Genomic DNA, 12,870 nt, shown 5'->3' on the forward strand with positions numbered 1-12,870 from the left:
GGGTGACAAACAGCGCTCCGCCAGCGGATCGCGCTCAGCCGAGTTGCCGCAGGGCGGCTTCCATGCGGTCCAGTCCGCGGAGAATGGCGTCCATCCCGGTGGCGTAGGACAGGCGGATATGGGCCATGCTGCCAAAGGGCTCCCCCGGCACCACCGCGACCTTGGCTTCCTCCAGCAGGTAGGTGGCGAGGTCCGAGGCGCTGGCGATGCGCCTGTCTTTCCAACGGCGAGGGAACAGGCCGCTGACGTTGGGGAAGGCGTAGAAGGCGCCGGTCGGGACCCGACAACTCACGCCCGGCATTTTATTGAGTCGTTCGACCATGACCCGCCGCCGCCGGTCGAATTCCGCGACCATCTGCGTGGTGAATGAGTCATCCAAGCGGAGCGCAGCCACCGCGGCTTTCTGCGAAATCGAGCAGGGGTTGGACGTGCTTTGGCTCTGGATGTTGGCCATCGCGGTGATCAGCTCTTTGGGGCCGGCCGCATACCCGATGCGCCATCCGGTCATGGCATACGCTTTGGACACGCCGTTGATGATCACCGTCCGCGCGGCGACGTCCTCGCCGAGCGTCGCGATGCTGCAATGCCGGACGCCGTCGTATACGATCTTGCCGTAAATCTCGTCGGAGATGACCACGAGGTCGTGGCGAAGCGCCACCGATGCGATGCCTTCGAGCGCGGCGCGGTCATAGGTGGCGCCCGTGGGGTTGCAGGGGCTGTTGACGATGATGGCCTTGGTCCTCGGCGTGATGCGCCGTTCCAATTCGGCCGGGTCAATCGCATAGCCTTCCTCTTCGCGCGTCTCCAGCAGGACCGGTGTCGCGTCGTTGAGCAGCAACTGATCCTGGTAGGAGACCCAGAAGGGCACCGGGATGACGATTTCGTCGCCGGCTTCGAACAGCGCCTCCGCGAGGTTGTAGAGCGAATGTTTGGCGCCGCAAGAGACCAGGATCTGCGACTTGTCGTACCGCAGCCCTGCTTCGGTTCGGAGTTTCTCGGCGATGGCGGTCCGTAGCTCGTCGATCCCGGACGACGGCGTGTATTTCGTGAAGCCGGCTCGAATGGCGGCTTCCGCCGCGGCCTTGATCGGCTCCGGGGTGTCGAAATCGGGCTCGCCCGAGGCGAAATCGATCACGTCGATCCCTTGAGCCGCCATGGCCTTGGCGGTGGCGGTGATCCCGAGCGTGGGAGAAGGCACGATGCGTCCGGCGCGCGCGGCAAGTTTCATGGTTGGAAGTTTCGTAGTCGCTGATCCAGGCGCTTGGCGACCTCGGGATGGAGGAAGTCGGTCAGGGGGCCGCCGTGTTTCGCGATGTCTTTGATGATGGTCGACGTCAGATACGAATACTCTTCACTCGGCATGAGGAACACGGTCTCAATGGTGTGTTCCAGCTTGCGATTGGTCAGCGCCATCTGAAATTCAAATTCGAAGTCCGAAATCGCCCGCAGCCCTCGGATCACTGCGTTGGCTCCGCGTCGTTTGACGTACTCGACGAGTAACCCTTCGAAGGTGGCGACCTCGACCCGCGGCATGCCCTCGGTGACCAAGTGCACCATCTCCAGCCGTTCGGATAAGCTGAACAGGGGATGTTTGCTCGGATTCGGCGCGACGGCCACGATCACGTGGTCGAAAATCCGGAGACTGCGGGTAATGATGTCGGTGTGCCCGTGCGTGATCGGGTCGAATGTGCCGGGGTAGACCCCTACGTTCATGAGACGCGCCCCATCTTGTCTTGCCCGCGGTAAACGGTGAGGGACGTGTCGCCGTATCGATAGCAGCGGGTCCGGGTCAACGGCCCCAGCGTGTCCGGCACCGGCGTCCTGGACGCGTGCTCCACAATCGCAATGGCGTCGCCTGCGATCAGTCCTTCATCGAGCCACTTCGCCAACCCGGTCAATTCCTCCTCCGCGGCGTACGGCGGGTCCGCGAAGACCACATCGTAGGGTCCATCCCATGACGCGCGGCGGCGGAGAAACCGATCGACACGGCCGGCATGGATTCCCACCCCATGCGTCAGGGCGCACCGCTCGAGATTGGCGCGGAGAACCCGAAGCGCGGCAGGATCGGACTCGACGAACGTCACGCGCCGGGCGCCACGGCTGAAGGCTTCGATCCCGATCGCGCCCGTTCCCGCGTACAAGTCCAGGACGGCGGCGTTCGGAATCCAGGCCCCGGCGATCGAAAAGAGCGCTTCCTTCACTTGATCAGACGTGGGACGCAACTCGGACCGTCGAGGGCCCAGCAGCCGGCGTCCCTTCAGGGAGCCAGCAATGACGCGCATGGTGTTTGTTGACGACGCGATGCGAGCGGCAGACTCTAACACAGCGTTTTTGAGAGGGTCAAGGCGGAGAACCTGGAGCGCAACGGCAGAGGAGTATTCAACCGTGAACGTGAGACTCGGAAAGACGATGGGGCTGCAGGGAACGCTTTGACGCCTCTTCGACCACTTGGCTATAATGACCCGCACGCGGCGGCTTTGTGCGGGTCATGCCGATCGGTTCAGAGCAGCGACCGAACAGCCGAACGATTGAGACAATGATGCGCGAGCAGTCAAGCGGTATGAACGGACCCTTAGCGGGTCCCGACTGCGTGAGCTTCGCGGACCGCCAAGCTCTTTCTCCGGTTCGTCGAAATGGTGCGATCGATGATCGCGCCGCAGTTAATACACTTCCACGCGTAGAAGATGAGGAAAAAATCAGAAAACCGTTCCAGCATCATCAGCCCTTTGCACTTCGGACATTCCATCGCTCCCTCCTGGGTGTCAGCGCTCACTGCTGCGGTTGGGTGCAAGCAAGTCCTGAACCGATCCTGAACAGAATTGACGGCTATTGGAAATTCAATGGGTTATGATTTTGTGAGGCGAGGATCGCGGAAAGAAGGTGTCCGGCGCTCGGTACAAAAACGTCCATCACATCAGTTTTTTGACCCGAGCAGGGGCGTATGATAGGGAAAAAGCGGGGCAATGGAATCGCCCATTGGCCGGCGACCGAGCGTCCTCGTGAGCGGCTGCTGCAAGAAGGCGCGACCGCGTTGTCGGATGCGCAGCTCCTGGCCATCTTGCTCCGGGTCGGTCGGCAGGACGCCTCGGCGGTCCAGGTCGCCATGGAGCTGCTGCGCCATCTCAGGGGTTTGCAGGGGTTGGCGCACTGCGGGCTCGACGAGCTCTGTGCGATCCCCGGCGTGGGAGCCGCGAAAGCAGCCCAACTCAAGGCCGCCGTCGAACTGGGGCGGCGTGTCCTGGCAGCGCCGCTCTCCACCGGCACCCGAATCCGTTCCAGCGCCGATCTGTTCAAGCACTACCATCCCCACCTGCGTGATCTCCGGCACGAAATCTTCAAGGTCATTCTGCTTGACGCCAAGAACACGGTGATCCGGGAAGAGACGGTTTCCGAAGGCAGTCTGACGCTCAGCATCGTCCATCCGAGGGAAGTGTTTACGCTCGCGGTGCGCGAATCCGCGGCGGCCGTCATTTTTCTGCACAATCATCCCAGCGGCGATCCTTCGCCCAGCCAAGAGGATCACCACTTGACCGCGCGCCTGGTGGCGGCGGGAGAGGTGCTGGGGATTCGTGTGCTGGATCACCTCGTGGTCGGCGACGGTCGCTATGTGAGCTTTGCGGATCAGGGCTGGCTCAAGGAGGCCGGCGGCATGGCATGAACGCTTCGGCTCTATCGGCCGGAGGAGGGACCGGGAACTCGCCAATGTTGTGATCTGAGAGGGTCCTTCACGGCCACATCAGCGGAGGAGGACATCATGAAAGAATCCCGCGTCGAGTCGGTCAGGAATGTCGCAGTCGTGTCGAACACCGGGGCCGGGAAAACTTCCCTGACGGAAGCGCTCCTCTTCACGGCGGGTGCTATCCCGACGATGGGATCGGTCGCAAACGGGACGACGGTATCGGATTTCGAACCCGAGGAAATCCATCGGCGGATCTCGGTCAGCACCAGCGTGCTTCATTTCGGATGGAAGGACACGACGGTGAATCTGCTCGACACACCGGGCGCCCTCAGCTTCCTGGGTGAAACCCAGACGGCTCTCCGCGCCGTCGACGGCGTGGTGCTTGTCGTCGGTGCGGCGACCGGGGTCCGAACCGAGTTGCGGCGGATGTGGCAGAGCATTCGAGAGCTTCGCCTGCCGTGCCTCGTGTTCGTGAACGAGTTGGACAAGGAGGGGACATCGTATCGCGCCGTCATCGAGGAATGCGAACGGACCTTAGGCCTGACCGCCTTGCCGATTGCGGTACCGATCGGAGAGGGTCAGGCGCTGGAGGGTGTCGTCGATCTGTTGCAGGGCGCGGCGATCCGGTCGCGAAGCGACAGCCCCAAGGTGCAGGCGGGGAGCGTGCCGGCCGACCTGGCCGGTGTCGTCGCCGAGGCGCGCAAGAAACTGATCGAGGGCGTGGCCGAAGTCGATGATCGATTACTGGAAAAGTATCTGTCGGAAGGCGATCTCGATGCGGTCGAGTTGCTGCAAGGCCTCCGGAACGGGGTGCTCACGAGCAAGTTCGTGCCTGTGCTCGGCGGCTCCGCCGTGCGGACCGTCGGAGTCGCGACGCTGTTGGACGCGCTGGGTTCCCTGCTGCCGTCGCCGGTCGACAGCGCCACGTTGCGGCCGCTGGAGGGGGCACATCCGTATAACGGCGAACGGGTCATGCGTCAACCTTCTCCGTCCGACCGTTTTTCGGCGTTCGTGTTCAAGACTCTCATCGATCCGTTCCTGGGACGGATGACCTATGCCCGCATCCTGTCCGGAACCCTGGCGGCGGACTCGGGATTCTTCAATGCGACCAAAAAGGTCAAGGAAAAAGGCGGGCATCTGTTTACGATTTTGGGGAAGAAATACGCGCCGGTGCCGTCGGCGGTCGCCGGCGACATCGTGGCGATCGGGAAACTGAAAGACACCCAGACCGGCGACACGCTCTGCGACGAGCACGACCCGATTCTCTATCCGGGGCTTCAATTGGCGCGGCCGGTCATGTCGTTCGCCGTCGAACCCAAGTCCAAAGCGGACGTCGAGAAGGTCAGCCTCGGACTCCATAAGCTCATCGAGGAAGATCCGACGTTGGAGTTCACCCGCAATGCCGAGACGAAGGAAATGGTGCTCAGCGGGATGGGGCAGCTCCATATCGACGTCACCTTCGAAAAGCTCCGGCGCAAATACGGGGTGGAGGTGACGATCCATACGCCCAAGGTGCCCTATCGCGAGACCATCAAGACCGTGGCCCAGGCGCAAGGGAAGTACAAGAAACAAACGGGCGGCCACGGGCAATATGGAGACTGCTGGCTCCAGCTCACGCCGCTCCCGCGCGGGAAGGGATTCGAGTTCGAAAACAAGATCGTGGGCGGCGCGATCCCGCGGAATTTCATTCCCGCCGTCGAGAAAGGCGTGGTGGAGGCCATGCACGAAGGCGTGTTGGCCGGATTTCCGGTCGTGGACGTGCGCGTGACCGTGTACGACGGGTCGTACCACGTGGTAGATTCGTCGGAACTCGCCTTCAAGATCGCCGCATCGATGGGGTTCAAGAAGGCGATGGAGGCCGCGCATCCGGTGCTGTTGGAACCGATGATGAGCGTCGAAGTCAACGCCCCGGAAGATTACGTGGGCGCCGTCATCGGTGATCTGAACTCGCGGCGGGGACGCATTCTGAACGTGACGGCGACCGGGGGGATGCAGTCCATCAAGGCCGTCGTGCCGCTGGCCGAGATGCTGAAGTACGATCCGGCCTTGAATTCCATTACGGCCGGCCGAGGGACGTACACCATGGAGTTCCTGAATTATGAGGAGGTCCCTCGTGAACTGGCGGGACGGATCATCGACGAACACAAGGCGGTGAAACACGCCGTCGCACAGTGATGGTCAGCGGTCTGAGGGTTTCAAGACGACGTAGAAAGCCCGGCTCTCGCGGAGCACGCGTAGCAGGATCGTCTCACCGCGTTTGATCTTCGCGACGGCGGCGGTGAACTCATTGACGGTGGAGACTTCCGCCCGGTTGACTTCCTTGATCAGGTCTCCTTCGCGGAGCCCCTCGGCCTGAGCCAGGCTGCCCGCTTCCACCTTGGCGATCAGGACGCCTTTGTGGTCCTTCAACTTGAACTTTTCGGCCAGCGCGGCCGTCAAATCCTGCACATCGATGCCTAACTTCAGCTCGCTCCGAGACTGCGGCAGCGAGGCGACGATCGCGTTTTCCCGGCGCTCGGTCAACGCGACATCCAGCAACACACGCTTCCCGTCGCGCACGACCTCGATTTTCGCGACCGCACCGGGAGGCAGCGCGGCGATCAGGCGCGAGAGCTTGTTGGGCGTCTCGATCGCCGTCCCGTCGATCTTGGTGATGATGTCGCCCGGCTTGATGCCGGCCGCCGCCGCCGGATCGTTCTCGAACACTTCGTTCACGAGGACGCCTTCCCCTTCGTTGACGCCGAATTTCTTGGCCAGATCCGCCGTCACCGGCTGAATGCCGACGCCCAGCCACCCGCGCACGACCTTGCCTTTGACCAACAACTGCTGGATCACCTGCTTGGCCATGTTCGCCGGAATCGCGAAGCCGATCCCTTGGGCGAAATTGATGATGGCGGTGTTGATGCCGATGATCTCGCCGCGCAGGTTGAAGAGCGGTCCGCCCGAATTGCCCGGGTTGATGGAGGCGTCGGTCTGGATGAAATTCTCATAGCGGGACAGGTTGATGTTATCCCGCCCGATTCCGCTCACGACCCCCAGGGTCACGGTCCGATCCAACCCGAAGGGATTGCCGACGGCGAGGACCCACTGGCCCACCTTCACGGTGTTGGAATCTCCGAAGCGCGCGTAGGGCAACGGGCGCTCGCTGGTCACTTTCAGCACCGCCAGGTCCGTGTCCGGATCCTTGCCGACGACTTGGGCGATCAATTTCGTCTTATCGGATAACCGGACTTCCACCTCGTTTGTGTCGCCCACGACATGGTTATTGGTGACGATGTGCCCTTCAGGATCGATGATCACGCCGGACCCGGAACCAGGAGAATTGGGCAGCCGTTCTCCGGGGAGGTCCTTGGAGCGACCGGGGCCTGAGACCGGAAAAATACTGACCACAGACGGCTTGGCTTTTTCGGCCAACTCCGTGATGACACTCTGGATTTCTTCCAAAAGGCGAAGACCGCTCGGTCCGGACGAGGACTCCGCGGCGTTCCCAACAACACACGGCAGCACAATCGCGAGTATCGTGACCACCCAAAGTACCGGAAGTCGGGTTTTGGAAAAGACGATGTTGCGCGTCACGGGAGCACCATCACAGAAAAAGACAAAGGGACGTATTCGATCCGCTGAGCCAAGGTAGCAGCGTCACGCTATTGTAACCGATCGCCGACCCCAAAAGCGGGGCAGGACCTCCGCGAGATCGTCCTGCGGGCCGAGCAGGATGACCACGTCGTCTGTTCGAACGGTCAGGCTCTCGGTTACAGGCAACAAGAACGGGCCTCGCAGGATCGCGGCGACTCTGACGCTGGGCGGCAACTCGAACTCCTGAACAGACCGGCCAACCAGCAGCGACTCTCTCGCGACCGTGACACGTTTCATCGTTGCCGAGCGAAGTGCCAAGTCTTGATGAATTCTAATCATATCTTCATGCGCCGCTTCAAGTTTCAATTCCCGAATCAGGCTATCCAGACGCGCGAGGAGGTGCTTCAGGTGCCGGACTTGTCGAGCGGAAGCCTCGAGAGTTCGTTTGACCTCGTCGATTTCTGGCGGTGGCGACGCAGGGCGGTCGTCCATGTGCGTCCTCCTGTCCAGGGTGTCGGAGAGGCGCCGGCCCAAGTCCTGATAGATCGCTTCTAGTCGATGCGCCATGGAGGCGGCTTGCCAATGGAAGCGGAGGATCTGGACCTTCCGATTGACACGCTCGGAGATCGCCAGGGTGATTTCCTGCAGGGCTTTCGCGGTGACGGTGAGTTCTTTGCGGATGCGGGATAGGAATTCGAAGATCATGAGCGGTGCAGCACAGAAAGTAAACGCCAATAGTCCGATAAGGGAGATTCTGTTAACTAATAACTGTTGGCCTCTGTCCGATCTTCGGCTCGGTTCCACTCCATAGCCGGTTGAGGTTTTCTCGATGCTTCAACCAAATGAGCCCACAGAGGATCAGCGAAAACCCCACAAACTCCCAACTGCGCTGGAACGCGCCGCCCAGAACCGGTAGAAGCCCGAACGCGACCAGTGCTCCTACGGAGGAATACTTCCACACCGCGACGGTCAGCAGCCAGACCAACGTCGCTGCGAACCCAACGGTCGGCGCGACGCCGATCACTGCTCCCAAGGCCGTCGCCACGCCTTTGCCTCCGCGAAACCCCAGAAAGGCCGAAAAGACATGTCCCACCACCGGACACAGGGCCACCGCCAGCGCGACGGCTTCCGGCTCCAAGCTCCGGGCGGCAACCCACCCGACCAGCCAGCCTTTTCCCAGATCGCCGGCAAGGGTCAACAACCCGGCTTTCTTGCCCGCGACCCGGAGCACGTTGGTGAACCCGACGTTTCGGCTTCCTGCGGTGCGCGGATCGACCGTTCCCAGCCATTGACACACCACGATGCCGAAGGGAATCGCCCCGAGCACGTATCCTGCTGCTCCCATGCCGACGGCGAGCCAAATCTGTTCCATGAAGCAAACGGCGAACGGCGCAAACGTTCGAGGGCGTGCTTACAATCCCTTGAGGGTGACTTGGCGCCAGAAGTTGAACAGGTATTTGGCTCCCGAGACGTAGCCGAGCACCAGGGAGACATACAGCGTGACGGTTCCTGCCGCGTGCAGGTTGCCGAATGTGGCCAAGACGGTGTCCTCGAGCACCAGGAACACGACCGCCACGACCTGCAGGGCCATCTTATACTTGCCCGTCAACTCCGCCGACAGAATCATGCCCTCGGTCGCCGCAATAGCCCGGATCCCGGTCACGGCGACTTCGCGGGCGATGATGAGAATAGCCACCAGCGCGCTCACCCGGTCGTATTGCACCAGCAAGATCAAGGCGGAGAGAACTAACAATTTGTCCGCGATCGGATCGAGCAACCGGCCCAACCGGGTAATCTGCGATCGTCGGCGGGCGAGATATCCGTCCAACATGTCCGTGACCGCCGCCACGACAAACACCACGGCCGCCGCCAGCGACCGCGCAGGCGTCGGCGTCGCAAACAGCATCACAAAGACAGGGATCAACAGAATGCGGGAGACCGTCAGGAGATTCGGCAGGTTGATGTTGGTCTCCTGCGCGGCCGATTTGGCCAGACCGATCCCCGCTTGCTTCCACACGTCGCTGACGCGCATACAGGCTGCCTGCTGGTTCCGCTTCTCCAGGTTCGAGAACCGCCGCCGGCGAGCCTCCATCAGTCCGCGGCTGCGGCGGATCGGCGCTCCTTTACACCATTTACACAATGCCGTGTTTGAGCAGATCGTGCAGATGAATCACCCCGACGATCTGCCCCACCGTATCCACCACCACAAGCGAGGTAATGGAGAAACGCTCCATCAGATGCACCGCGGCGGTCGCCAAATCGTCCGGGGCGATGGTCTTGGGATTCCGGCTCGCGAGGTCCCCCGCCGTCACGTTGCCCAGATCTCCGCCGCGCTGAAGGAAGCGCCGCAGGTCGCCATCGGTAATGACCCCCAGCAGCCGGCCCTCCCCGTCGACGACCGTGGTCATCCCCAGTTTCTTGGCCGTCATTTCCAGGATGGCGTCGTGACCGGACGACTGGACGCCGACGCGAGGCAGGGCCTCCCCGGCATGCATCAGGTCACGCACCTTCACCAACAGCCGCCGGCCCAACGTGCCGCCCGGATGAAACAGCGCGAAGTCCTCTTGTTTGAACCCGCGCTTCTGGAGCAGCGCAATGGCCAGGGCGTCACCCATGGCTAATGTCGCGGTCGTGCTGGCGGTGGGCGCCAAGCCCATCGGGCAGGCTTCCTCTTTGACCGACACGTCCAGCACCACGTCGCTGTTTTTCGCCAAGGTGGACTCGGGGCGGCCGGTCATGGCCACCACCGGGATGCCCATCCGCTTCACGAACGGCAACAGGTGAAGCACTTCTTGAGTTTCCCCGCTGTTCGAAATGGCGACCAGGACATCCTTTCTCGCCAGCATGCCCAGATCGCCGTGAATGCCTTCGGCCGGGTGCAGAAAAAAGGCGGGGGTCCCCGTGCTCGCCAGGGTCGCGGCGATCTTTTGACCGATCAGCCCGGATTTGCCCATGCCGGACACGACGACCTTGCCGGCGCACCGCTGCAAGAGATCGACGGCTTCCGCGAAGCGATGATCGATCCGATCCACGAGCGCGCGGATCGCCTCCGCCTCGATTTCCAAGACGCGTTTCCCCTGCTCAATGCTCATATCTGCCTCAGGCTTTGGGACCGACGGCGTCACAGATGCGCAGGATTCGCTCAAGCAACGCTTTCAATTCCGAAAGGGGCACCATGTTCGGGCCGTCCGAGAGCGCCGAATCCGGATCGGGATGGACTTCCATGAAGAAGCCGTCGCATCCGGCCCCTGCCGCAGCGCACGCCAGCGGCGCGACGAATTCCCGCTGACCACTGGATTTCGTCCCGGCTCCGCCGGGTAATTGGACGCTATGCGTGGCATCGAACACGACCGGGTAGCCAAGCCGTCGCATGATCGGCAACGACCGCATGTCGACCACCAGATTGCTATAGCCGAACGAGGAGCCCCGCTCGGTCAAAAGAATGTTCCGATTGCCGCTGTCTTCGAGCTTCTTGACGACGTTGCCCATTTCCCACGGCGAGAGAAACTGTCCCTTCTTTACATTCACCGCGCGTCCGGTTCGGGCCGCCGCGATCAATAGATCCGTCTGCCGGCATAGAAAGGCGGGAATCTGTAGCACGTCTGCGACGTCGGCTGCGGCCTGCGCTTCTTCGACCGTGTGGACGTCGGTCAGCACGGGAACGCCGACCTGCTCTCTCACCTTCCGCAGGACAGCCAACCCCTCCCGGAGCCCGGGACCGCGGAAGGAATCGATCGAGCTGCGATTCGCCTTGTCATAGGAGGACTTGAAAATATACGGCATGCCGAGCGTCTTGGTGATCTCCGCGATCCGCTCGGCAGTCTCCATTGCCAAACGCTCGCTCTCGATCACGCAGGGACCGGCAATCAAAAACCGGCGGTGCGCCGCGCCAACTTTGAACGGCCCCAGATCTACCTCATACATCGCATCGCCTCGTGTGTCTCGTCCGATGTCCGGCGTTCCAATCCACAACCGGCGCTGTGCGGCGACCCACCATGCCGATCTTCCCGTTTACCGGCCACATTTTCTTCGCAGCGACGCCGCCACAAACGCGCTAAAGAGCGGATGAGGATGATGCGGCCGCGAGGTGAATTCCGGATGAAATTGTGTCGCCAGGAACCAAGGATGATGGGGCAACTCGACGATCTCGACCAGCCGTTGGTCTGGCGACACCCCACTCAACACCAGACCGTGACTGGTCAGCACGTCCCGGTAGGCGTTGTTGAATTCGTACCGGTGCCGGTGACGCTCGCGCACCTCCGACACGCCGTAGGCTTTGTGGGCCAGGCTACCCTCCAGGAGGCGGCAAGGATAGGCGCCCAACCTCATCGTGCCGCCCTTGTCATGAACCGAGCGCTGGTCGGCCATCAGGTCGATGACGGGGTGCGGGGTCTGCGGATCGAACTCCGCACTGTTGGCGCCCGCCAGTCCGGCAACGTTCCTCGCCAGTTCGATCACCGCGCACTGCATGCCCAGGCAGAGACCGAAGAACGGAATACCGCGCTCGCGTGCATAGCGGATCGTTTGAATCTTGCCCTCGATCCCCCGCGCCCCGAAACCGCCAGGAATTAGGATCCCGTCGGCGTCCCGTAACATCTGCTCGGTGCCCACCCGTTCGAGCTCTTCGGACTCGATCCACCGGATATTGACGCGCGTCTCGTGATCGATGCCCCCGTGGACCAACGCTTCGGCCAAACTTTTGTAGGACTCCTTGAGCCCGACGTATTTGCCGACCAAGGCGACGAGCACCTCATGCTTCGGGTACTTGATTTTCTGGACCATCGCGTCCCACTGGCGCAAATCCGGGGGACCGGTCTCCAGGCGCAGTTGCCGTACGATCAGCTCGTCGAGCCCTTCCTTGCGGAACACGATCGGCACTTCGTAGACCGTCTCGACGTCTTTGGCCGTGATCACGGCCTCTTTCTCGACGTTGCAGAAGAGGGCGATCTTGGCTTTGATGTCGGGCGGTAGATAGCGGTCGGTCCGGCACAACAGGATGTTGGGCTGGATGCCGATCTCCCGCAGTTTGTTGACCGAGTGCTGCGTCGGTTTCGTCTTGAGCTCGCCCGCCGCCCCGATATAGGGGACCAGCGTCAGATGCACGTACAGGACGTTGTCCCGCCCGACGTCGTAAGGCATCTGGCGGATGGCTTCCAAAAATGGGAGGCTCTCGATATCGCCGACCGTGCCGCCGATCTCGACGATGGCCACATCCGTCCCTTCCGCCACCCGCCGGATCGACTGCTTGATTTCATCGGTGATGTGCGGCACGACCTGGACGGTTCCGCCCAGATAGTCGCCGCGGCGCTCTTTGGTGATGACTGAATGGTAGATCCGGCCGGTCGTGTAATTGTTCTCGCGGGTGAGCGTCAGCGAGGTGTACCGTTCGTAATGCCCGAGATCCAGGTCCGTCTCGGCTCCGTCGTCCGTAACGTACACTTCCCCGTGCTGGTACGGGTTCATCGTACCGGGATCGACGTTGATATAGGGGTCGAGCTTCAGGAACGTGATCTTCAAGCCCCGGCTTTCCAGCAAATTGCCGATGGATGCCGAGGCCAGGCCTTTGCCCAACGACGAGACCACGCCGCCGGTCACGAAGATGAATTTGCTCATGG

The 12,870-nt window shown here is 61.9% G+C and carries 13 protein-coding genes; 2 read left to right on the plus strand and 11 right to left on the minus strand.

Annotation, left to right across the window (positions count from 1 at the left end):
• Window positions 1-34 precede the first annotated feature (34 nt).
• The 4 genes from AB1555_05115 to AB1555_05130 all read right to left on the minus strand — a co-directional run bounded on the left by AB1555_05115 (window position 35) and on the right by AB1555_05130 (window position 2,746).
• Complete coding sequence (locus AB1555_05115) at window positions 35-1,228, minus strand: pyridoxal phosphate-dependent aminotransferase (GenBank protein ID MEW6246074.1); 1,194 nt, start codon at window positions 1,226-1,228, stop codon at window positions 35-37.
• Window positions 1,225-1,713, minus strand: a complete 489-nt coding sequence (coaD, locus tag AB1555_05120; GenBank protein MEW6246075.1) for a pantetheine-phosphate adenylyltransferase — start codon at window positions 1,711-1,713, stop codon at window positions 1,225-1,227. The genes AB1555_05115 and coaD overlap by 4 nt, the downstream gene beginning before the upstream one ends.
• The gene (gene rsmD / locus AB1555_05125; GenBank protein MEW6246076.1) at window positions 1,710-2,468 is read right to left on the minus strand and encodes a 16S rRNA (guanine(966)-N(2))-methyltransferase RsmD; all 759 of its coding nucleotides are present in this window, start codon (window positions 2,466-2,468) and stop codon (window positions 1,710-1,712) included. The genes coaD and rsmD overlap by 4 nt, the downstream gene beginning before the upstream one ends.
• A gap of 104 nt (window positions 2,469-2,572) precedes the next feature.
• A complete protein-coding gene (locus tag AB1555_05130) occupies window positions 2,573-2,746 on the minus strand; it encodes a hypothetical protein (protein ID MEW6246077.1) in 174 nt (57 codons plus the stop codon).
• 195 nt (window positions 2,747-2,941) lie between these two features.
• Between AB1555_05130 and radC the strand changes: the two genes are divergently transcribed.
• Both radC and fusA read left to right on the plus strand, forming a co-directional pair.
• Window positions 2,942-3,658 carry a DNA repair protein RadC gene (radC, locus tag AB1555_05135; GenBank protein ID MEW6246078.1) on the plus strand — a complete coding sequence of 239 codons (717 nt, stop codon included), beginning with the start codon at window positions 2,942-2,944 and terminating at the stop codon, window positions 3,656-3,658.
• A gap of 96 nt (window positions 3,659-3,754) precedes the next feature.
• Window positions 3,755-5,854, plus strand: a complete 2,100-nt coding sequence (gene fusA / locus AB1555_05140; protein MEW6246079.1) for an elongation factor G — start codon at window positions 3,755-3,757, stop codon at window positions 5,852-5,854.
• Window positions 5,855-5,857: 3 nt separating this feature from the next.
• On the opposite strand, the gene AB1555_05145 is transcribed toward fusA, so the two are convergent.
• The 7 genes from AB1555_05145 to AB1555_05175 all read right to left on the minus strand — a co-directional run bounded on the left by AB1555_05145 (window position 5,858) and on the right by AB1555_05175 (window position 12,868).
• Window positions 5,858-7,255 carry a Do family serine endopeptidase gene (locus AB1555_05145; GenBank protein MEW6246080.1) on the minus strand — a complete coding sequence of 466 codons (1,398 nt, stop codon included), beginning with the start codon at window positions 7,253-7,255 and terminating at the stop codon, window positions 5,858-5,860.
• 63 nt (window positions 7,256-7,318) lie between these two features.
• Window positions 7,319-7,960, minus strand: coding sequence for a TrkA C-terminal domain-containing protein (locus AB1555_05150; GenBank protein MEW6246081.1), 642 nt, complete (start codon window positions 7,958-7,960; stop codon window positions 7,319-7,321).
• A gap of 52 nt (window positions 7,961-8,012) precedes the next feature.
• Entirely contained in the window at window positions 8,013-8,627 is a 615-nt protein-coding gene (plsY, locus tag AB1555_05155; protein ID MEW6246082.1) for a glycerol-3-phosphate 1-O-acyltransferase PlsY, read from the minus strand.
• Window positions 8,628-8,666: 39 nt separating this feature from the next.
• Window positions 8,667-9,287, minus strand: a complete 621-nt coding sequence (pgsA, locus tag AB1555_05160) for a CDP-diacylglycerol--glycerol-3-phosphate 3-phosphatidyltransferase (GenBank protein ID MEW6246083.1) — start codon at window positions 9,285-9,287, stop codon at window positions 8,667-8,669.
• Window positions 9,288-9,387: 100 nt separating this feature from the next.
• Complete coding sequence (locus AB1555_05165; protein MEW6246084.1) at window positions 9,388-10,347, minus strand: KpsF/GutQ family sugar-phosphate isomerase; 960 nt, start codon at window positions 10,345-10,347, stop codon at window positions 9,388-9,390.
• Window positions 10,348-10,354: 7 nt separating this feature from the next.
• On the minus strand, window positions 10,355-11,179 hold the full coding sequence (kdsA, locus tag AB1555_05170) for a 3-deoxy-8-phosphooctulonate synthase (GenBank protein MEW6246085.1): 825 nt from the start codon (window positions 11,177-11,179) through the stop codon (window positions 10,355-10,357).
• An 87-nt stretch (window positions 11,180-11,266) separates the two neighbouring features.
• A complete protein-coding gene (locus AB1555_05175; GenBank protein MEW6246086.1) occupies window positions 11,267-12,868 on the minus strand; it encodes a CTP synthase in 1,602 nt (533 codons plus the stop codon).
• Window positions 12,869-12,870: the final 2 nt, after the last annotated feature.

The sequence above is a fragment of the Nitrospirota bacterium genome (assembly GCA_040755395.1).
Classification (GTDB): domain Bacteria; phylum Nitrospirota; class Nitrospiria; order Nitrospirales; family Nitrospiraceae; genus DATLZU01.

Coding starts and splice junctions, on each gene's coding strand:
- AB1555_05165 (MEW6246084.1), bottom strand. CDS start 10,347: ATGAGCATTGAGCAGGGGAAACGCGTCTTGGAAATCGAGGCGGAGGCG.
- pgsA (MEW6246083.1), bottom strand. CDS start 9,287: ATGCGCGTCAGCGACGTGTGGAAGCAAGCGGGGATCGGTCTGGCCAAA.
- AB1555_05115 (MEW6246074.1), bottom strand. CDS start 1,228: ATGAAACTTGCCGCGCGCGCCGGACGCATCGTGCCTTCTCCCACGCTC.
- coaD (MEW6246075.1), bottom strand. CDS start 1,713: ATGAACGTAGGGGTCTACCCCGGCACATTCGACCCGATCACGCACGGG.
- AB1555_05150 (MEW6246081.1), bottom strand. CDS start 7,960: ATGATCTTCGAATTCCTATCCCGCATCCGCAAAGAACTCACCGTCACC.
- plsY (MEW6246082.1), bottom strand. CDS start 8,627: ATGGAACAGATTTGGCTCGCCGTCGGCATGGGAGCAGCAGGATACGTG.
- AB1555_05130 (MEW6246077.1), bottom strand. CDS start 2,746: ATGGAATGTCCGAAGTGCAAAGGGCTGATGATGCTGGAACGGTTTTCT.
- fusA (MEW6246079.1), top strand. CDS start 3,755: ATGAAAGAATCCCGCGTCGAGTCGGTCAGGAATGTCGCAGTCGTGTCG.
- AB1555_05175 (MEW6246086.1), bottom strand. CDS start 12,868: ATGAGCAAATTCATCTTCGTGACCGGCGGCGTGGTCTCGTCGTTGGGC.
- radC (MEW6246078.1), top strand. CDS start 2,942: ATGATAGGGAAAAAGCGGGGCAATGGAATCGCCCATTGGCCGGCGACC.
- kdsA (MEW6246085.1), bottom strand. CDS start 11,179: ATGTATGAGGTAGATCTGGGGCCGTTCAAAGTTGGCGCGGCGCACCGC.